The organism is Pseudomonas sp. MDT1-85, assembly GCF_054898065.1.
This window is the reverse complement of the sequence record NZ_CM142715.1, coordinates 5,922,460-5,943,679: the sequence shown is the minus strand read 5'-3', so window position 1 is coordinate 5,943,679 and position 21,220 is coordinate 5,922,460. Positions and strand designations below refer to the sequence as shown.

Here is a 21,220-nt window from a genome sequence, read left to right as displayed (position 1 = left end):
GCTTCTGCTTTCGCGGATCCGGGTCTAGAGTGAAGTCGCACTATGTGTCCGGTTTTCACAAGAGGCCGGCCTGAGGTCCCGAACAAGAGATGCAGCATGGAATGCGCACAACCTATGCCAGTTGAAGGCAGCTCAATCCTTTTAATTGTTGATGATTACCCCGAAAACCTGATCAGCATGCGCGCGTTGTTACAACGCCAGGACTGGCAGGTCATCACCGCGGCTTCCGGTTTTGAAGCGCTCAGCCTGTTACTCGAACACGATGTCGACCTGGTGCTGCTGGATGTGCAGATGCCAGGTATGGACGGTTTCGAAGTGGCGCGCTTGATGCGTGGCAGCCAGCGAACCCGCCTCACGCCGATCATTTTCCTTACCGCCAACGAACAATCCCAGGACGCCGTGATCAAGGGCTACGCCAGTGGCGCGGTGGATTACCTGTTCAAACCGTTCGACCCGCAAATTCTCAAGCCCAAAGTTCAGGCGTTGCTCGAACACCAGCGTAATCGCCGTGACCTGCAGCGGTTGAGCCATGACCTTGAAGTCGCTCGAGCCTTCAATGCCTCGGTGCTGGATAACGCCGCCGAAGGCATTCTGGTGGTTGGCGAGGATGGGCTGATTCGCTTTGCCAACCCGGCGATGTCCCGCCTGCTCAATGCCATGGTGCATGAGCTGCAAGGCAAAGAGTTTCTGGATTTCCTGCAAAAACCGCACATCCCGATCTGGGCCGACTCCGAATTGTTTGCCGGCTACAAACGCGGTGAAACCCTGCGTCTGCACGATGCGTTGCTACGTACCGCGCCCGGCCAGCAAGTGCCGGTGGCGTTGTCCTGCGCGCCTTTGCCCACCGAACAACACGCCATGGTGGTGACGGTGCTGGATATGTCGGTGGTGCGCCATCTGCATCAGCAACTGGAGTTCCAGGCGGTGACAGATCCGCTGACCGGCCTGCTCAATCGCCGGGGTTTCTACCAGACCGTTGAAAACCTGCTGCTGCGTGGCGAACGCTCCGACAGCACCTGGGTGCTGTTGTACCTGGACCTCGACGGCTTCAAGCGGGTCAATGATTCCCTTGGCCACGATGCTGGCGACCGGGTGCTGCGTTGGGTGTCCGAGCAGATGAGGGCGTGTCTGCGGCCCTTCGATATTCTGGCGCGGATGGGCGGCGATGAGTTCACCGCGCTGCTGGATCTTGAGCTCCCGGAGCAAGCGGCGAAGATTGCCGAAAAGCTCATCGAGCGAGTGTCGATCTGTCAGCAAATCGAAGGCATGGACATCGCCTTGGGCGCCAGCATCGGCATTGCCACTTACCCCGATTGCGGCGCTAATCTCGACGGGTTGATGCGCGCGTCCGACATCGCCATGTACGAAGCCAAGCGCGCCGGGCGCCAGCAATATCGCTTCTACGATCACGAAATGAACGGCCGGGCGCGCTCGCGGCTGATGCTCGAAGAAAGCGTGCGCACGGCCATTGAGAACCGTGATTTCAACCTGGTGTACCAGCCTCAGGTGGCCATTGCCGATGGGAGGATTCGCGGGTTTGAGGCGTTGCTGCGCTGGCAGCATCCGAGTGTCGGCGATGTACCGCCGGGGCTGTTTTTGCCGTTGCTGGAAGAGGCGCGGTTGATTAGTCGTCTGGGCAGCTGGATTTACCATCGCGGGGCCAAACAGCGAAAAGCCTGGGAAACCTTGTTTGCCGAAGACTTGGTGCTGGGCGTCAGTTTGAGCAGCACGCAATTCGGTTTGCCTAATCTGGTCACCGAGCTGCGTCAGGTGCTGGAGCGCCATGGTTTGAAGGCGCGACAGCTGGAGGTCGAGGTCACGGAAGAGGCCTTGATGCTTAACCCCGACGAAACCCGCAAGCAACTTCGTTTGTTGCGCAATCTGGGGGTGCGGGTGGCGCTGGATGATTTCGGCTCCGGGGCTTGTTCGCTGGCACACTTGCGCGATCTGGAACTGGACACGCTCAAACTCGACCGGCATTTGATCGCTCGGTTGCCGGGGTCCGAACGGGATGCGGCGCTGGCACGCAGTGTCATCGATTTGTGCAAACAGTTCGGCCTGTTGGTCATCGCTGAAGGGGTGGAGACCGTGGCGCAATATGAATGGCTGCAAGCCAACGGTTGCCAGTATGTGCAGGGGTTTCTGGTCGCGCGGCCGTTGATGGCCGAGGATACTCGTCACTTTGTCGAGCCGTTCGACTGGAGCGCGCTGACGAGTTGAATTCGTTACACTGGCGACCTTTTCGTGACTCGTGTTGCCGCCCCAATGACCGCGTTGAAATACCTCCAGGCCTATCCCGCTGCGTTGCAGGACCAGGTGCGTCAGCTGATCGCCGAAGGTCGGCTGGGCGATTACCTGAGCCAGCGATATCCGGAAAAACACGGGGTGCAGAGCGACAAGGCGCTGTACGCCTATGCCCTGGACCTCAAGCAGGAATACCTGCGTAACGCCCCGGCGCTCGACAAGGTGTTATTCGACAACCGTCTGGACCTGACCCATCGCGCGCTCGGCCTGCACACTGCGATTTCCCGGGTGCAGGGCGGCAAGCTCAAGGCCAAGAAAGAAATTCGCATCGCCGCGTTTTTCAAGGACGCTGCGCCGCAGTTTCTGAAAATGATCGTGGTGCATGAGTTGGCGCACTTCAAAGAGTCGGATCACAACAAGGCGTTCTACAAGCTTTGCGAACACATGTTGCCGGGGTATCACCAGGTGGAGTTCGATTTGCGGGTGTACCTGACGTGGCGGGATATGCAATAGAAGATCAAGATCAAGATCAAAAGATCGCAGCCTTCGGCAGCTCCTACGCGCCTGTGGGCGCCGCCGAAGTCTGCGATCTTTTGATCTTCTAATAATAAGGAGCGCATGGATGGACGTGAGCAAGACCAAAAGCAGCTTCTACCGCCGGTTATACGTGGCGTACCTGATCGATAGCGGATTGGCCAGCAGCGTCCCGGCGTTGACCGAAGTCACCGGCATGCCCCGGCGCACGGCTCAGGACACTATTGCGGCATTGGCGGATCTGGATATCGTTTGTGAGTTCGAGCAGGAAGAAGGCGCGCGCAACCATGCAGGAAGCTATCGGATTCGCGAGTGGGGGGCGATTGATCGGGGGTGGATCGAGCGTAATCTGCGGCAGATCAAAGCGGTGTTGGAATATCCCTGAATTCCTGCGGTGACAGGGCTGACGCCTTCGCGGGCAAGCCTCGCTCCTACAGGATTTGTGTCCTGCCGCAATCGCGTGAACCAACACAACCTCCGTAGGAGCGAGGCTTGCCCGCGAAGAGGCCCTCAGGAACGACGCATCCCGATATGCGGAATGTCATCCTCCAGATATTCCTCACCCACCACCACAAACCCGTACCGCCCGTAGTACCCCTGCAAATGCGCCTGGGCCGAGAGGTAGATCGGCACCTCAGGCCAGTGCTTTTCGGCCTGTTTCAACGCCTGGCTCATCATTTCATGCCCAAGCCCGGTGCCGCGTGCAGCGGGAGCAATGATCACCCGGCCAATCACCACGTCGCCGCCCTGTAGCTCCGGGTCGAGCAATCGCAGATAAGCCACCAGACGGTCTCCGTCCCAGCCCATCAAATGGCAGGTGTCACCTTCCAGATCCTGGCCGTCGATGTCCTGATAAAGGCATTTCTGCTCGACGATGAACACCTCGGTGCGCAACTGCAAAATGGCATAAAGCTGCTCTTTACCCAGATCGCTGTGGTGCTTGCAGATCCAATCAATTGTCATCTTCAGATTCCTTGAACAACGTTGCTCCGATACTAGGCGTCCTGACGCAGGATGTCTTTATGGCAGAGAAATCTGTGACAAAGGCCAAAATGCCACCATTCATTTCTCGCGAGATTGTCTTCTTTGTGTAATCTGCGATGTAGCGCTGTGCAATGTCCTCGATGAGCTAATGTTAGGACCTGGGTTTCGCCGGTAAAGGGGCCTTGGAGTTTTGGCTGAAAAACACGTCGGGCAGCCCGCCCGCTAAGGATTTTCTGGCATGCCACGATTGCATCGAGCGTTTGCTTTGATTGGATTGCTGTTGCTGACACAGAGTGCGGCAGCGCAAAAGCTGCGCCTGGTAGCCGATGCCTGGCCACCCTTTACCGACGCCACGCTGATCAATGGTGGATTGGCCACGGACATCGTCAGCACTGCGCTGGCCCGGGCCGGTTATGCCAGTGATTTCGAACAGGTGCCTTGGGCGCGAGCCTTGTTTGGGGTAGGCGAGGGGCGTTACGACGTGCTGGTCAACGCCTGGTACACCGACGAGCGCACGAAGCTGGGGCAGTTTTCCGGCGAGTACCTGCTCAACCGCGTGCGCTTTCTCAAGCGCAAAGACACGCCGATCGAATTCAAAAACCTGCAACAACTGCACACTTACCCGATAGCGGTAGTACGCGGTTATGCCTATTCGCAAGCATTCGACGACGATGTGTCGCTGCAGAAAGTCCCCGTGCACAGCTTTGCCATGGCGGTGCGCATGGTCGCGGCCGACCGGGTCAAGCTGACCCTGGAAGACGAGTTCGTCGCCCGGTATTACCTGGCTCGGGAATCATCCACGGTTCGCGATGCCGTGGAGTTTTTGCCCAAGTCGTTGAGCGAGAACAGCCTGCATATTCTGGTGAGCCTGAAGAACCCGCAGCATGAACAGATTGTCGCCGGTTTCGACCGTGAGATTGCGGCGATGAAGGCTGATGGCAGTTATGAGAAGTTGCTCAAGCAGCATGGGATGTGATCTGAAAGGCCTGCAGTGTCTGAGCTGACGCCTTCGCGGGCAAGCCTCGCTCCTACAGATCCAGTGTCGGGCACAAATCCCGTGGCCGACACTGGATCTGTAGGAGCGAGGCTTGCCCGCGAAGAGGCCCACCCAGTCACCACAATACTCAGCTTTCGCTGGTGTCCTTGATGAGATGCGCCGCCAACGTCCGCAACGGCCCCAATTGCCGGCAGATCAACGCCAGTTGCGTCTGCACCAACCGCTGCCCTTCATCGATTTCATCCGGCATCTGCTCAAGCCCATTGGCCAGCGCTTCTTCCTCATCACTCTGAATCGCAATCGGCTGTTTGCTCGCCAGTCCCTGAGCGATTTCGTCGAGGCTGGCAGCCAGGTTTACACCAGCGCCGTCGATCAAATGCTCGCGCACTTCCGACGGTAGTTGGGTTTCGCGGTGTGCCCCCAGCCCCGACAAATAGCTGAGCAAGGTGTGCGACAGCACCAGGAAACGGAACCCGACATCCGCCTCCTTACGAAAGTGCCCCGGCTCCATCAGCATGTTGGCCAGCGTCGTCGACAACGCGGCATCGGCGTTGTGGGCGTTGCGTCGGGCCAGGCGATAAGCCAGGTCGTCGCTTTTGCCGGCAGCGTATTGCTGCATGATCTGGCGCAGGTAAATGCTGTTGCAGGTCAGGGTGTTGGCCAGCACTTTGTTCAGGCGTCGACCCTGCCAGTCCGGCAGGAACAGGAATACCGCCAGCCCGGCGATCAGACTGCCGAGCAAGGTATCGAACAGTCGCGGCAGAAGCAGGCCATAACCATCGCCCACCTGGTTGAAGCAGAACAGCACCATGAGCGTGATCGCGGCAGTCGCCAGGGTGTAGCGAGTGGTGCGATTGGTAAAGAACACGACCCCGGCAACGATGGCGAAGCACGACTGCACCAACGGATTCGGAAACAGATCGAACAACGCCCAGGCCACGGTCAGGCCGATGGCGGTGCCGATAATCCGCTGCCCGAGTTTGCGGCGGGTGGCGCCGTAATTCGGCTGACAGACAAACAGCGTGGTGAGGATGATCCAGTAACCTTGCGACGGGTGGATCAAATGCACCATGCCGTAGCCGATGCTCAACGCCAGGGGCAGGCGCAGGGCATGGCGGAACAGTAACGAGGTCGGCGTCAGCTGCGTGCGCAAGCGTATCCAGACATCCTTGAGGCTGCGTGGCGAACGGTCGAGCAGGCTGCTGTCGGTGGCATCCGCTAGCGCATCGGGGTTGCTGGCGTCGCTGAGCAAACGGTCGAGGGTGCCGAGGTTGGCCGCCAATGCTCGCAACGAACGCAGCAGACCGCGCCAGGCCGGATTGCTTTGGATACGCAGGTGTTCCAGGGATGCATGCAGATCGCTCAGGGCCTCGGCGAAGCTTGCGTCATAAGTGAACGGCTGGCGCATCTGGATCGATTCGGCCAGCGCGCGGCAAGCCTTGCCTTGCTGGCGCAGCAGGCGCTGACAGCGGAACAGCACGTCGCTGTGGAAGAACGCTTCGGCCAGCGCGTTGTAGGGGTAGTGCGAGGAACTGGCGCGCTCGTGGATGTCCTGGGCGAGGAAGTACAGCTTCAGATAACGGCTGACTTTCACGCCCGGTCGACCGTCGCCGACCCGATGCAGAATGATTTCCTTGGCGGCGTTCAGGGCCGCCACCACCCGACCGTTCTGCTGGGCCAACTCCAGCCGCTGCGCTTCCACGTCCATCTGCCGGATCGGTTCGAACAGCGACGATTTCAGCTTCAGGTAATAACCCAGTTCACGGAACAACCGCGCCAGGCTTTGCTGCACCGGCTGGTTGGAAAACAGCGCCTGCCATAGCACCGAGAGCAAGCCGTACCAGGCTGCACCGGCCACCAGCAGCACCGGTTCGTGCCAGAAATCAGTGACGGCGCCGCCGCGCTGGTCCACGCCGATCATGGTGTAGACCGACAGAATCAGTGTTGCCGAAGCAATCGCGCCATAACGTTCGCCCAGCGCGCCGAGCATGGTCAGGCAGAAGCTGGCCAGCGCAAAAGCGATGATAAAGAGGACGGGGTAGGGGAAGAGCAGTTCGACGGACAGAGCAGCGACCATGAAACACACCAGCGTCACGGCTAGCGCGTTGAGGCGGCCCTGCCAACTGTCGTCGGTTTCGGCCAGGGCGCTGGCGATGATCCCCAGGAACAACGGGATCAGCAGCCCCATTTCATCCTGATACCAACACAGCGCCATGGTGCCGGTCAGGGCGATGAATACCCGCACGCTGTAGCTGAATTTATCCAGCGCCCAGAGGCGACGCAGAGACTGCCGAAATGTGGTCGATGACATGAAGTGCGAAGGCCTTCCGAGGCAATGACGCTAAATTGAGCCACTAATGACGTCGACGCAATGGCGCCGATCACATCGGACAGCAAAATCTGTTCCTTTAAAGATCAACGCATAACGAATGTGGGAGCGAGCCTGCTCGCGATGAGGCCGGTACATTCAACATTTATGTCGTCTGTCAGACCGCTATCGCGAGCAGGCTCGCTCCCACAGGTTATCGGTTCAATCAGACAAATTGCGCGGCGGCGTAACCGGAGGCCCAGGCCCACTGGAAATTGAACCCCCCCAGATGCCCGGTAACGTCGAGCACTTCACCAATGAAATACAAACCAGGGCTTTTCAGCGATTCCATGGTCTTGGATGACACTTCGCGCGTGTCGACGCCGCCGAGGGTCACTTCGGCAGTGCGGTAGCCTTCAGTGCCGGCCGGCACCACTTTCCAGCTCGCCAGTTTTTCGGCGATGTCCGCCAGTTCGGCGTGGGTGTACTGCTTCATCGGTTTGGAGACGAACCAGTTATCCGCCAGCAGATTAGCCATCTTCTTGGTGAAGATTTCACCGAGCAAGGTTTTCAACTCGCTATTCGGGCGTTCGGCCTGCTGCTGTTGCAGCCAGGTCGGTACGTCGTGATCTGGCATCAGGTTGATTTCCACCGTGTCGCCGGATTCCCAGAACGACGAAATCTGCAAAATCGCCGGCCCGCTGAGGCCGCGGTGAGTGAACAGGATGTTCTCGCGGAAATTCTGGTCGTTGCAGCTCACCAGACAATCCACCGACGTACCGGACAGCTCGGTGCAAAGCTCTTTGAGCTGATCGGTGATGGTGAACGGCACGAGGCCGGCGCGGGTTGGTAGCAAGTCGTGGCCGAATTGCTTGGCGACCTGATAACCGAAACCTGTGGCGCCGAGGGTGGGAATCGACAGGCCACCGGTGGCGATCACCAGAGACTCACAGGAAATTTGCCCCAGCGTGGTGTCCAGCAGGTAACCGCTTTCAAGCTTCTCGATCGTCTGGATCGAGGTGTCCAGGTGCAGGCTGACGCCGACCTGATCGCACTCGTCGAGCAGCATTTCGAGGATGTCGCTGGATTTGTTATCGCAGAACAACTGGCCGAGTTTCTTCTCGTGGTACGGCACGCCGTGTTTGGCCACCAGACCGATGAAATCCCACTGGGTGTAGCGCGCCAGGGCGGATTTGCAGAAGTGCTCGTTCTGCGAGAGAAAATTGCCTGGTTCGGTGTACATGTTGGTGAAATTGCAGCGTCCACCGCCCGACATCAGGATTTTCTTGCCGGCCTTGTTCGCGTGGTCAAGCAACATCACCTTGCGCCCGCGCCCGGCGGCGGTCAGCGCACACATCAACCCTGCGGCGCCAGCGCCAATGATCACGACTTCGGTAGAGCGCAAAACGGTGTCCTCTTGATGTGTCGCCACAAAACAAACTGTGGGAGCGAGCCTGCTCGCGATGAGGCCTGCACATTCAACATAGATGTTGTTTGACAGTCCGCCATCGCGAGCAGGCTCGCTCCCACAGGGAAATACAGTGTTCTTAAAGGATGCGAACGCGCAACGAGCGGCCTTTGATTTTACCGTCGTTCAGGCGCTGCAAGGCTTGCTTGGCGATCCCGCGTTCCACGGCCACATAGGCCTGGAAGTCGAAAATCGCGATCTTGCCGACCTGGGCGCCCGGGATGCCGGCGTCGCCGGTCAGTGCACCGAGAATGTCGCCCGGGCGCACTTTGTCTTTACGGCCCGCACCAATGCACAGCGTGCTCATCACCGGCAACAGCGGCGCGCCGCCCTGGGATTTGAGGTTGTCCAACTGATCCCAGCTCAACGGCGACTTCTGCAATTGTTCGATGGCTTGGGCGCGGTGCGCTTCGGACGGGGCGACCAGACTGATCGCGATGCCTTTCTCGCCCGCACGACCGGTACGGCCAACACGGTGAATGTGGATTTCCGAGTCACGGGCCAGTTCGACGTTGATCACCATGTCCAGCATATCGATGTCCAGACCGCGCGCGGCGACGTCAGTGGCAACCAGCACCGAGGTGCTGCGGTTGGCGAACATGGCCAATACCTGATCGCGGTCACGCTGTTCCAGATCACCCTGCAGACCGACGGCGGAGATGCCTTTGGAGGTCAGGTGATCAACGGTTTCCTGAACCTGCTGCTTGGTGAAGCAGAAGGCAACGCAGGACGCCGGACGGAAATGCGCGAGGACTTTGACCACCGCGTCCATACGCTCTTCCGGAGAGATCTCGTAGAAGCGCTGCTCGATCTGCGTATCGTCGTGGAACGCCTCGGCCTTCACGATCTGAGGAGTGCGCATGAATTTCGACGCCAGTTGCTTGATGCCCACTGGGTACGTGGCGGAGAACAGCAGGGTCTGGCGGCGCTCCGGGGTCTGGGCGATGATTTCTTCGATGGAATCGTAGAAACCCATGTCGAGCATGCGGTCGGCTTCGTCGAGGATCAGCGTGTTCAGGCCATGAAGCACCAGCGAACCCTTGCGCAGGTGCTGCTGGATACGCCCCGGGGTGCCGACGATGATGTGTGCGCCGTGCTCCAGCGAACCGATCTGCGGGCCGAAGGACACGCCGCCACACAGGGTCAGTACCTTGATGTTGTCTTCGGCACGGGCCAGACGACGGATTTCCTTGGCGACCTGGTCAGCCAACTCGCGAGTCGGGCAAATGACCAGCGCCTGGCAACCGAAGAAGCGCGGATTGATCGGGTTCAGCAGGCCGATACCGAAGGCGGCGGTCTTGCCGCTGCCGGTCTTGGCCTGGGCGATCAGGTCCATCCCCTTGAGGATCACCGGCAAGCTTTGCGCCTGGATCGGCGTCATCTGGGCATAACCGAGGGAGTCGAGGTTAGCCAGCATGGCGGCGGACAGCGGCAAAGTATTAAAAGCGGTGGCGATGGTGGTCACGGGACTGGCCTGCAAAACAAAATGTCGCGCAGTGTATCAGTCTCGCGCTCTGCACCTGCAAGTTCTGGACGAATAGCGTGTAGCAGCTGTCGAGGCACGAGGCTGCGTTGCGTGTCCGAAGGACCGCCCTCGGGGGCCGCTTCGCTGCCCAACGCAGCCTCGTGCCTCGGCAGCTGCTACAAGTCAGTGTTCTATGTCGTGTTCGCGGCTGACCATCCGTCGGCCATCCTTGGGCGAAAGCTGCGAGAAGATCGTTGCAGCCAGCATCGCCATGATTCCGACCGTCACGAACGTCAGCTGGAACGCGCCCAGGACCGTGCTCACGCCGTCATTGCCGATCTCTGCCGTGAAGCCGCCGAGCAGGGCGCCCGCGCAGGCCACACCGAGGCTCAGGGACAATTGCGCGACCACTGACAGCAAACTGTTGCCGCTGCTGGCGCTGGCATCGTCGAGATCAATCAGCGTGACGGTGTTCATTGCGGTGAACTGCAAGGAGTTGATCGCCCCCAGAACCGCCAACTGAGCCAGCAGCAGCCAATACGGCGTCTGTTCGCTGACCAGACCCATGCTTGCCAGCATGATCCCCAGCGCCAGTGTGTTGCCGGTCAGCACGCTGCGGTAGCCGAAACGTTCGATCAGCGGCCGCGCCACCGACTTGGCGACCATCGCGGCCGCCGCCAGGGGCAGCATGCTCATCCCGGCCTGTGATGGCGAATAACCCAGCGCCACTTGCAGCAGCAACGGCACAAGAAACGGCAACGCGCCGCTGCCCAAACGGGCGAACAGGTTGCCGAGGATGCCCACGGCGAAGGTCCGGGTCTTGAACAGCGATGGCGCAAACAACGGATTGTCGATGTGCCCGGCCCGCAGCCAATACGCCGCCAGACACGCCATGCCGCCAAACAGCAGCAACATCACTCGCAAGTGCGGCAGGTGCAGTTCGCCGAGGCCTTCCATGGCGACGGTGATCAGCACCATCGCCGCGCCGAACAGCAAAAAGCCCAGGCTATCGAAGCGGGTGCGCTCACTGCCACGCAGGTCGGGAATGAATTTCCATACCGCGTAGCAACCGAGGACACCCACCGGCAGGTTGATCAGAAAGATCCAGTGCCAGGTCAGGTATTGCACCATCCAGCCGCCCATGGTCGGGCCGATCAGCGGGCCGAGCAGGCCAGGGATGGTAATGAACCCCATGATCCGCACCAGCTCCGAGCGTGGATACGCGCGCAGCACCACCAATCGCCCGACCGGCAGCATCAACGCGCCACCGAGGCCCTGAATCACCCGGGCGCCGATGAGCATGCTCAGGGTGTTGGACAAGGCGCAGAGCAATGAGCCGAAGCTGAACAGGAGGATCGCGCCGAAGAAGATTTTCCGGGTGCCGAAGCGGTCGGCGATCCAGCCGGAAGCGGGGATCAGCAGTGCGACAGTGAGCATGTAGGCGATGATGACGCCCTGCATGCGCAACGGGTCTTCGGCCAGGTCCCGGGCCATGGCGGGGAGGGCGGTGTTGAGGATCGTCCCGTCGAGGGATTGCATGAAGAAGGCAATGGCCACAACCCACGGTACCCAGCGGGCGGTGACAGCGTCGAGAGGTGGGCGGTTGGGCATGGGACCTCTTGGTTGTGTGAATCAGGTAGTCCGTGGTGGCTTCATCGCGGGCAAGCCCGCTCCCACAGGATGCTCACCGTCCATGTGGGAGCGGGCTTGCCCGCGATGTTTTTTACAGCGTCAGGGTCAATCGGCTGACGAGCGCACCCGGCAATAACGCCGAAGCAGTCGCCCGCTGACTGTAGGTGCTGGCCGACAACATCAGCTCGCGTTCCTCGGTCAACGCTTCCAGCTGCGAACCGAGCAGGCTGTAGACGCTGTCATCGAAACGCATGGTGCTGACCGGTGCCTGAATCTCGCCGTTCTCGACCCAGAAGGTCGCAAACCGGGTCATGCCGGTCAGGCGCGCCGCCGGTTGGTCCGAGTAGTTCAGGTACCACAGGTTGCTGATATAGAGCCCGGTGCCGAGGCGCTTTAGGATGTCTGCCTGCTCCAGATTGCCGCCTTGCATGACCAGTGCCGTCGGGTATTCATGGCTGCTGGCGCCGTTGGCAGTGAGGTCGTATTCAGCGGCGCTGCGGGAACTGATCAGTCGGGCATTGGCCATGCCTTTGGCGATCAACCCGAGATCATCGCGAGGATAACCCTCGTCGGAAAACGCCGGGCTCAAGGAGCCGCTGACCTGCTCACTCAACCATACGTTGGGGCTGAAGCAGGTTTCGCTGGCGTAGAACTTCTGCAATGGGCTCTGCTTGCTGGCAATCGCCTGGGCCGAAAACCCGCCCCAGCTGAGCATGCCCATGATTTCTTCCAGCGCTGCCGGCGCCAGATAGGCGCGGTATTCGCCGGGCGGCAGCGTGCGCAACGGCCGACCCAGAAACGCCAGCTGCTCGCGGGCCTGCTGGAAGCGCCTGGCAAACCCTTCGCTGTTCCAGTCATGCCCGGCATAACTGGCTTTCACTGCCTGACCGTTTTCATGAAACAGGCTGAAATCGAAGTTGAAACTATTGGCCTGATGCCAGCCGAACGCGCCCGAGGAGCTGGCGAAACCGCGACTGATGGGGCCTGCGGCATAGAAACCAACCAGGTCCAGACCCTCGGCAGCTTGAGTGATTTCAGCAACCACTTGCTCGGTGTCCGGCAGCGGATGCTCCTGCACGTTGTTGCTCTGCCAGTCATTCTGGTTAAGCAGCAGGTACGGATCCTGAGGCAACAGAGGCAGGGTTTCGCGCAACTGTTGCAGGCCTTCGGCCAGACGCTGAAGATCGACTTCGGGGTCGCCCGACAGCGTGATATTCAGATCGGCATGACGACCATCGTTGATCAGTTTGAGCCCGACACTCGCCTGCTGCACCTGCCCGGCCTGACGGACCTTGGCGTGGTTGAAACGCACGAAAGCCGACGACTCGGCGGCGTAGCTGAGGGTGAATTGCTCCGGCGTGCGCAGTGCATCACGCAGCCAATTGACCAGGTCCTTGAATGACTCGGCCTGGCTATTTGAAGTGCTCGTGGAAGTACTCATCAGGCGTCTCCTCCAAACACATCCACATTGCTGAACACACAGGCAGGCGACGCATGGCCGACGCGGATCACCTGGTTCGGTTCGCCCTTGCCGCAGTTCGGCGTGCCCAGCACTTTGACGGTGTTGGCATCGCCGACAGCGCTGAGGCTTTTCCAGAATTGTGCGGAAATCGCCCGGTAGTTCGGGTTCTTCACCACGCCCTTGAGTTCGCCGTTTTCGATCAACTGGCCCCATTCGCAACCGAACTGGAACTTGTTGCGCGCATCGTCGATGGACCACGAACGGTTGGTGCTCATCAAAATGCCGTGCTCGATATTGCCGATCAGTTGTTCCAGCGGCTGATCGCCGGGCTCGATGTTGAGGTTGGCCATGCGGTCGATCGGCGGACGGTTCCAGCCGCAGGCGCGGCTGCTGGCAACGCCATCCATGCCGGCGCGAAATTGCGAGAGTGCGCCGCCCAATGGCCGCAGCAGCAAGCCTTCCTTGATCAGAAATTGCTTGCTGGCGGCGCTGCCGTCGTCGTCATGGCCGTAGCTGGCGAGCTGTTCGGGGATGTCCGGGTCGAACGTTACGTTGAGCAGTTCGGAGCCGTATTGCAGGCTGCCGAAGTCTTCTGCCTTGACGAAACTGGTGCCGGCGTAATTGCGCTCATCGCCCAGGATGCGATCCAGTTCCAGCGGGTGACCGATGGACTCGTGGATCTGCAGCATCATCTGGTCGGGCATCAGCAACAGATCGCGCGGGCCTTGCGGGGTGTTGGGTGCCAGCAGCAATTGCAGCGCCTGATCAGCGACTTTCGGGCCAGCACCGACCAGGCCGCAACGGCTGATCACATCAAAGCCGCCCTGTTGGCCGAAGTTCTCGCGGCCCAGGCTGCGGGTCTGGCTGTCGCTGCCGTCGTAGGCGGTGACGTCCACGCTCGGGTAGACGAATCGCTGTGCCTGACGCAATTCGGCACCGGCGCTGTTGAGGTAGATTTGCTCGACGTTAGTAATGCCGATGCTCGCCTGCCAATTCACCAGTCGCTCGTCCTTGGGCACGGCGGCGGATTCGGCGCCGAGCAGTTGGTAGCAATCGCTCAGGGACGGAAAGGGCTGGTCGAAGTTGGGTGAGAAATAGTCGGCGCGGTCGCTGGAGACGGCTTGCTCACGCAGGTCGAGCAGGGCGTGAGGCTTGAGTCGACGGGCTTGTTGCTCGGCTTTTTCCAGCGCGGCTTGCAGGCCGGATTGGGACAGGTCGTTGGTCGCGGCATAGGCTTCGACGCCGTTGACCCGAACGGTCAGCATCGCGCCTTCGTCACGGCTCAGGCTCGGCGGTTCGGCGACGTTCTTGCGTACCGACAGGTACTGGCCGGACTCGCGCACATAACGCAGCGAAAAGAATTCAGCGCCCGTGCGCAAGGCAGCGAAGCGCTGCTTGAGCTGGGGGTGGAAATCGAACATTCGGGAACCTCCTTGGTATGGAGTTGCGATGTATCGGTATTGCGAGGGGGTGAAGCGTTTGCGTGGCGCTAGATTAGGCCTGGGCGGGGGGTAGATCAAGGGCGGAGCGGTGTGGGGAAAGGAATGCCGAGAGATGTGTGGTATTTGTCAGGGCCCCATCGCGAGCAGGCTCGCTCCCACAGGGATCCAGGTTGATCACAAATCTGCAATTCAACCTGAAACCTGTGGGAGCGAGCCTGCTCGCGATGGGCCGCGCCCCGGTGTAACGGTCTTACTGAGCAGTCAGGCTCACATCCCGCAACGGCTTGCCACGCACCGGTGCATCACCGGCCACGTAGTAATCGGCCTTGCTACGCGGCAATGGCTTGCGATCACGGATCTTGTCGGCGATTTTCTCGGCGATCATGATCGTCGGCGCGTTCAGGTTGCCGGTGGTGATGATCGGCATGATCGAGGCATCGACCACACGCAGGCTTTGCATGCCATGCACACGACCTTCAGCGTCAACCACCGCCATTTGGTCGGTGCCCATCTTGCACGAGCAGGACGGGTGGAACGCGGTTTCGGCGTGCTCGCGGATGAACTTGTCCAGCTGCTCGTCGGTTTGCACGTCGATGCCGGGGCTGATTTCGCGACCACGGAAGGCGTCCAGTGCAGGCTGTTGCATGATTTCACGGGTCAGGCGGATGCCGTCGCGGAATTCCTGCCAGTCCTGCTCGGTGGCCATGTAGTTGAACAGGATGCTCGGGTACTCGCGCGGATCCTTGGACTTGGCCTGGATGCGACCACGGCTTGGCGAACGCATGGAACCCATGTGCGCCTGGAAGCCGTGTTCTTTCACACCGTTGCTGCCGTTGTAGTTAATCGCCACCGGCAGGAAGTGGTACTGAATGTTCGGCCAATCGAATTCCGGACGGGTGCGGATGAAACCGCCGGCTTCGAACTGGTTGCTGGCGCCGATGCCGGTGCCGTTGAACAGCCATTCGGCACCGATGGCCGGCTGGTTGTGCAAGAGCAGCGACGGGTACAGCGAGACCGGTTGAGTGCAGGCGTATTGCAGGTACAGCTCAAGGTGATCCTGCAGGTTTTCGCCGACGCCCGGCAGATCGTGGACCACCGGAATGTCGAGCTTGTTCAGCAGTTCGGCCGGGCCGACGCCGGAGCGTTGCAGAATCTGCGGCGAAGCGATGGCGCCGGAGCACAGCAGCACTTCCTTGCGGGCGCGGGCTTCAACGCGCTCTTCAGCGGCGCCGATCAGGTAACGCACGCCGACCGCACGCTTGCCTTCGAACAGGATCTTGTCGGTCAGGGCGTGGGTGACAATGGTCAAGGTCGAACGCTTCTTGGCGATATCCAGGTAACCGCGAGCGGTACTGGCGCGACGGCCGTTCGGCGTCACGGTGCGGTCCATCGGGCCGAAACCTTCCTGCTGGTAGCCGTTGAGGTCTTCGGTACGCGGGTAACCGGCCTGCACGCCCGCTTCAACCATCGCGTGGAATAGCGGATTGTTGCCGGCTTTCGGCGTGGTCACGCTGACCGGACCGTCGCCACCGTGGTAATCGTTCGGGCCGATGTCACGGGTTTCCGCCTTGCGGAAATACGGCAGGCAGTCGAGGTAGCTCCAGTCTTCCAGACCGGGCAGTTTCGACCAGTTGTCGTAGTCCATGGCGTTGCCGCGGATGTAGCACATGCCGTTGATCAGCGAAGAGCCGCCGAGGCCCTTGCCGCGACCGCATTCCATCCGGCGGCCGTCCATGTGTGGCTCTGGATCGGTTTCATAGGCCCAGTTGTAGCGACGACCTTGCAGCGGGAACGCCAGGGCGGCCGGCATTTGCGTGCGGAAGTCGAGACGGTAATCCGGGCCGCCCGCTTCGAGCAGCAGGACGGTGACGCCTTCGTCTTCAGTCAGACGGGTCGCCAGGGTGTTACCGGCCGAGCCGGCACCGATGATGATGTAATCGAATTCTTGGGACATTGAAATGCACCCTCTTTGGTGTTGGGTCAGGTCAGGCCATGGCGAGTGCTGCGCACTCGATCGCGGGCAAGCCTCGCTCCTACAGGTCCTGTGTGGTCCTTGTAGGAGCGAGGCTTGCCCGCGAAGGCGGCCTCGCAGGCGAAACAAATATCGCCTTAGAACACCGAGGCGTAATCGCCCAGTTCGACCTGTACCGATTTGATGCGTGTGAAGTTGTTCAGCGAGCTGATGCCGTTCTCACGACCCACACCCGACTGCTTGTAGCCGCCGACCGGCATCTTGGCGTCGGACTCACCCCAGGCGTTGATCCAGCAGATACCGGCTTCCAGTTGATGGATCACACGGTGAGCGCGGTTCAGGTCTTTGGTGACAACACCGGCAGCCAAACCGAACTCGGTGTCGTTGGCGCGACGGATCACTTCTTCTTCGGTTTCGTAAGCCAGGATGCTCATCACCGGGCCGAAGATTTCTTCGCGAACGATGGTCATCTCATCGGTGCAATCGGTGAACACGGTCGGAGCCACGAACGCGCCTTTGGCGAATTCGCCGTCGGTCAAACGATCGCCGCCGCACAGCAAACGTGCGCCTTCTTCCTTACCTTTGGCGATGTAACCCAGCACGCTTTCCATGTGGGCGAAGCTGACCAGCGGGCCGAAGTTGGTGTTTTCGTCTTCCGGGTTGCCGACGCGAATGCGTGCAACGCGCTCAACGATCTTGGCTTCGAACGCGGCTTTAAGGTGGCTCGGTACGAACACGCGAGTGCCGTTGGTGCAGACCTGACCGGAGCTGTAGAAGTTGGCCATCATCGCGGTGTCGGCGGCGCGATCCAGGTCGGCGTCGTCGAAGATGATCAGCGGGGACTTGCCGCCCAGTTCCATGGTCACGTCTTTCAGCGACGAGGCGGAAGCGCTGGCCATGACCTTCTTGCCGGTGTCGGTGCCGCCGGTGAAGGAGATTTTTTCGATGCGTGGGTGCTCGGTCAACCAGGTGCCGACTTCACGGCCGCTGCCGGTCAACACGTTGAACACGCCAGCCGGAACGCCGGCTTCGGTGTAGATCTCGGCCAGTTTCAGGGTGGTCAGGGAGGTGACTTCGCTTGGCTTGAAGATCATCGCGTTACCGGCCGCCAGGGCAGGTGCGGATTTCCACAAAGCGATCTGGATCGGGTAGTTCCACGCGCCGATACCGGCCACGACGCCCAGCGGCTCGCGACGGGTGTAAACGAAAGACGTGGTGCGCAGCGGAATCTGCTCGCCTTCGATGGCCGGCACCAGGCCTGCGTAGTACTCCAGCACGTCAGCACCGGTGACGATGTCGACGTAACGGGTTTCGGAGTACGCCTTGCCGGTGTCCAGGGTTTCCAGGGCGGCCAGTTCATCGTTGCGCTCGCGCAGGATGTCGACGGCACGACGCAGGATGCGCGAACGCTCCATGGCAGTCATCGCAGCCCAGATTTTCTGGCCCTTTTCGGCGCTGACCACAGCGCGCTCAACGTCTGACTGGGTCGCACGTTGTACGGTTGCGAGGACTTCACCGTTAGCCGGGTTGATGGCTTCGAAAGTGGCGTCGCTGCTGGCGTCACTGTAGCCGCCATCGATGTAGAGTTTTTGCAGTTCGAAACGGGCCATAAAGTCCTCGCAGAGCATAAGTGGGTTGGCGTTAAACCACCGGGCGTGCCGTATAGCATTGGCATCGCGGTCGGTAGCGGTTCAGGGGTTGAGCGATTATGTGTGCTCTAACTCACCTGCTTGGCCAGTTGGAAATCCATGTATTCGTAAGCGATCCGGTGCGCCTGCCCGGTGTCGAAAGCATCTCCCGACAGCGCGCCGCGCAACCACAAACCGTCAATGAGGGCTGCCAGGCCGCGGGCGGCGCTGCGCGCTTGATCAAGCGGCAACACACGGCGGAACTGGCAGCACAGGTTGGAATACAGACGGTGATCGTTAATCCGCTGCAACCTGTGCAAAGACGGGTGGTGCATGCTGGTGGCCCAGAAGGCCAGCCAGGTTTTCATTGCCGGGCCATTGACCTGGCTGGCGTCGAAGTTGCCTTCGATAATCACCTGAAGGTGAGCCCGTGGGCTGGTGTTCTCCAGTGCCTGACGGCGCGCGGTGACGTTCTCGCTGAGGACACTCATCAGATACTGCGCCGTGGCGGCGATCAAGCCGTTCTTGTCCTGAAAGTAGTGACTGATGATGCCATTCGAGACACCGGCCAAACGGGCGATCAGCGCAATGCTGGCGTCCCCCATGCCGACCTGATCGACGGCCTGTAACGTGGCTTCGATCAATTGCTGGCGGCGGATGGGTTGCATACCGACCTTGGGCATCTTGCACATCTCCTTAGGCCTTCCGGTGGACGCAAAACGGCTACCGGATTGAGGGCCAGTCTATTTTGTTTTGATTGAACGTTCAATCAACAAAGAATAAGATCTGCGACAATTCGTCGCTGCCTACAGGTTTTTCCTACGTGTAGTTGGCGGAAAAACGACATCCAAAAATGCTCGAAACCTATACGCACAGGCGTTCCAAGGGTTTCGGGCTTTTTTCGGGGTGTCTTTATATCACCCGCCGGTCGGCTGCCAACTAACCGATTGGTCGGGTAACGCGTTGCCTTGTGTTCTTCTCTCGCACTGCCTGGAGCATCTGTGCCATGAGTTCTGCCTCTCTAATAAAGACCCCGCCCGAGAAGGTGACGGTCAACGGTTGGGTGTTCTACACCTCTACCGCGCTGATCCTGCTGTTGACCGCCATTCTGATCATCGCCCCGCAAGAGGCCGGCAGAATGCTCGGCATTGCCCAGGCCTGGTTGTCCCGCAGCTTCGGCTGGTACTACATGGTGGTGATCGCCGCTTATCTGGTTTTTGTGGTTGGCCTGGCGTTTTCGTCCTACGGCAAACTCAAACTGGGCAGCAAGGACGACACCCCGGATTTCAGCTACGGCGCCTGGGCGGGGATGCTGTTCTCGTCGGGTATCGGCATCTCGTTGTTGTACTTCGGTGCTTCCGAGCCGCTGGACCACTATTTCAATCCGCCGGAAGGCGTGGCCGGCAGCAACCTTGCGGCCCGTCAGGCTGTGCAACTGACATTCCTGCATTGGGGCCTGCATGGCTGGGCGATCTACGCACTGGTCGGCCTGGCCGTGGCGTACTTTGCTTACCGTCATAACCAGCCGCTGGCGTTGCGGTCGGCGCTGTATCCGCTGGTCGGCGAGCGTTGGGTCAAAGGCGCGGCCGGTCATGCGGTGGACGTTTTCGGTATGTTCGTGACCTTGCTGGGGCTGGTGACAAACCTGGGGATTGGTTCGTTGCAAGTGTCGTCGGGGCTGGAAAATCTGTTCGGCATGGAACACAGCAACACCAACCTGCTGATTGTGATCATCGTGATGAGCACCGTGGCGACCATCGCCGCTGTGTCTGGCGTGGAAAACGGCATTCGCCGTCTGTCCAACCTGAACATCGTGCTGTTCAGCGGTCTGCTGATTTTCGTGCTGTTGTTCGGCCCGACTCTGCACCTGCTCAACGGCTTTGTGCAGAACATCGGTGACTACCTGAACGGCGTGGTGCTGAAGACTTTCGACCTCTATGTGTACGAAGCCGACAACGCCAAATCCGAGCGCTGGTTGGGCCTGTGGACTCTGTTCTACTGGGCCTGGTGGATTTCCTGGGCACCATTCGTAGGTATGTTCATCGCGCGTATTTCCCGTGGTCGCACGGTGCGTGAACTGGTGGCCGGCGTGCTGCTGATTCCGCTGGGCTTCACCCTGGCATGGCTGTCGATCTTCGGCAACTCGGCCCTGGACCTGGTGATGAACCATGGAGCGGTGGAGCTCGGGAAGACGGCGCTGGAACAGCCGTCGATGGCGATCTACCAGTTGCTTGAGCATTATCCAGCGTCGAAGATCGTGATCGGCGTGTCGATTTTTGTCGGCTTCGTGCTGTTCCTGACCCCGGCGGATTCCGGTGCGGTGATGATGGCCAACCTTTCGTGCAAGGGCGGTAACGTTGACGAAGATGCGCCGCACTGGCTGCGGATTTTCTGGTCGGCGGTGATCACCCTGGTGACCATCGGTCTGCTGTTCGCCGGTAACTTCGAAGCCATGCAGACCATGGTAGTGCTGGCGGGGCTGCCGTTCTCGGTAGTGCTGGTGTTCTTCATGTTCGGCTTGCACAAGGCCATGCGCCAGGACGTGCAGATCGAACAGGAGCAAGCGGAACTGGCCGCGCGTGGTCGTCGTGGTTTCAGCGAGCGTCTGACCCAACTGGATCTGCAACCGAACCAGTCGATCGTTCAGCGTTTCATGGACAAACGCGTCAGCCCGGCGCTGGAAGATGCGGCTGTGCAACTGCGTGCTCAGGGCCTGGATGTGCAGACGTTGCTGGGCAAATCGAAACGCTGCATGGGCGTGCGGATCGAGATGGAAGAGGGCAACCCTTTTGTCTACGAAGTGAGCCTGGACGGTTATCTGGCGGCGGCGAGTGACACGGTGTCGGCCGAAAGTGCCGATGAACCGCGTGCACGTTACTACCGCGCCGAGGTGTACCTGCACAACGGCAGCCAGGATTACGACTTGATGGGATTCACTCAGGATCAGATCACCCGTGACGTGCTCGATCAGTTTGAAAGCCATCGGCAGCTCCTTGGTCGGGTTTATAGCTGAGGTTTGAGGTGATGCGGTGCAAATAGCTGCACCGCAAATCCCTGTGGGAGCGAGCCTGCTCGCGATGAGGG

General features: G+C 60.1%; 15 protein-coding genes. 5 read left to right on the top strand and 10 right to left on the bottom strand.

Features of this window, described 5'->3' with window-relative positions; translation table 11 throughout:
• Positions 1-96: 96 nt before the first annotated feature.
• The 3 genes from ACYZT2_RS26765 to ACYZT2_RS26755 all read left to right on the top strand — a co-directional run bounded on the left by ACYZT2_RS26765 (position 97) and on the right by ACYZT2_RS26755 (position 3,163).
• Positions 97-2,220, top strand: coding sequence for a putative bifunctional diguanylate cyclase/phosphodiesterase (locus tag ACYZT2_RS26765; protein WP_461968726.1), 2,124 nt, complete (start codon positions 97-99; stop codon positions 2,218-2,220).
• A 45-nt stretch (positions 2,221-2,265) separates the two neighbouring features.
• Positions 2,266-2,757, top strand: a complete 492-nt coding sequence (locus tag ACYZT2_RS26760) for a M48 metallopeptidase family protein (RefSeq protein ID WP_461973277.1) — start codon at positions 2,266-2,268, stop codon at positions 2,755-2,757.
• Between the two features lie 109 nt (positions 2,758-2,866).
• Positions 2,867-3,163, top strand: a complete 297-nt coding sequence (locus tag ACYZT2_RS26755; RefSeq protein ID WP_253546559.1) for a winged helix-turn-helix domain-containing protein — start codon at positions 2,867-2,869, stop codon at positions 3,161-3,163.
• A 125-nt stretch (positions 3,164-3,288) separates the two neighbouring features.
• Here ACYZT2_RS26755 and ACYZT2_RS26750 read toward each other — a convergent pair whose 3' ends face one another.
• Positions 3,289-3,741: a GNAT family N-acetyltransferase gene (locus ACYZT2_RS26750; RefSeq protein ID WP_461968724.1), complete on the bottom strand. Its 453-nt coding sequence runs from the start codon at positions 3,739-3,741 to the stop codon at positions 3,289-3,291.
• A 259-nt stretch (positions 3,742-4,000) separates the two neighbouring features.
• Here ACYZT2_RS26750 and ACYZT2_RS26745 point away from each other — a divergent pair, with 259 nt between their 5' ends.
• Positions 4,001-4,738: a substrate-binding periplasmic protein gene (locus ACYZT2_RS26745; RefSeq protein ID WP_461968722.1), complete on the top strand. Its 738-nt coding sequence runs from the start codon at positions 4,001-4,003 to the stop codon at positions 4,736-4,738.
• Between the two features lie 148 nt (positions 4,739-4,886).
• Here the strand turns inward: ACYZT2_RS26745 and yccS are convergent, their stop codons facing one another.
• The 9 genes from yccS to betI form a co-directional block, all read right to left on the bottom strand.
• Positions 4,887-7,070 (bottom strand): YccS family putative transporter, encoded by a 2,184-nt coding sequence (gene yccS, locus ACYZT2_RS26740; RefSeq protein ID WP_461968720.1) that lies wholly within the window; start codon positions 7,068-7,070, stop codon positions 4,887-4,889.
• A gap of 223 nt (positions 7,071-7,293) precedes the next feature.
• Entirely contained in the window at positions 7,294-8,472 is a 1,179-nt protein-coding gene (locus tag ACYZT2_RS26735) for a BaiN/RdsA family NAD(P)/FAD-dependent oxidoreductase (protein WP_461968718.1), read from the bottom strand.
• Positions 8,473-8,614: 142 nt separating this feature from the next.
• Positions 8,615-9,952, bottom strand: coding sequence for an ATP-dependent RNA helicase DbpA (gene dbpA / locus ACYZT2_RS26730; protein ID WP_229768771.1), 1,338 nt, complete (start codon positions 9,950-9,952; stop codon positions 8,615-8,617).
• Between the two features lie 231 nt (positions 9,953-10,183).
• Positions 10,184-11,611 carry a multidrug transporter subunit MdtD gene (gene mdtD, locus ACYZT2_RS26725; RefSeq protein WP_461968716.1) on the bottom strand — a complete coding sequence of 476 codons (1,428 nt, stop codon included), beginning with the start codon at positions 11,609-11,611 and terminating at the stop codon, positions 10,184-10,186.
• A 112-nt stretch (positions 11,612-11,723) separates the two neighbouring features.
• The gene (locus ACYZT2_RS26720) at positions 11,724-13,073 is read right to left on the bottom strand and encodes a TldD/PmbA family protein (protein WP_461968714.1); all 1,350 of its coding nucleotides are present in this window, start codon (positions 13,071-13,073) and stop codon (positions 11,724-11,726) included.
• Positions 13,073-14,515, bottom strand: a complete 1,443-nt coding sequence (locus tag ACYZT2_RS26715; protein WP_461968712.1) for a TldD/PmbA family protein — start codon at positions 14,513-14,515, stop codon at positions 13,073-13,075. Before ACYZT2_RS26715 ends, ACYZT2_RS26720 begins: the two co-directional genes overlap by 1 nt.
• A 271-nt stretch (positions 14,516-14,786) precedes the next feature.
• A complete protein-coding gene (gene betA, locus ACYZT2_RS26710) occupies positions 14,787-16,490 on the bottom strand; it encodes a choline dehydrogenase (protein WP_461968710.1) in 1,704 nt (567 codons plus the stop codon).
• Positions 16,491-16,645: 155 nt separating this feature from the next.
• On the bottom strand, positions 16,646-18,118 hold the full coding sequence (gene betB / locus ACYZT2_RS26705) for a betaine-aldehyde dehydrogenase (protein ID WP_461968708.1): 1,473 nt from the start codon (positions 18,116-18,118) through the stop codon (positions 16,646-16,648).
• 107 nt (positions 18,119-18,225) lie between these two features.
• Complete coding sequence (betI, locus tag ACYZT2_RS26700; RefSeq protein ID WP_461968706.1) at positions 18,226-18,819, bottom strand: transcriptional regulator BetI; 594 nt, start codon at positions 18,817-18,819, stop codon at positions 18,226-18,228.
• 380 nt (positions 18,820-19,199) lie between these two features.
• Here betI and ACYZT2_RS26695 point away from each other — a divergent pair, with 380 nt between their 5' ends.
• Positions 19,200-21,149 carry a BCCT family transporter gene (locus tag ACYZT2_RS26695; RefSeq protein ID WP_461973275.1) on the top strand — a complete coding sequence of 650 codons (1,950 nt, stop codon included), beginning with the start codon at positions 19,200-19,202 and terminating at the stop codon, positions 21,147-21,149.
• Positions 21,150-21,220 lie beyond the last annotated feature (71 nt).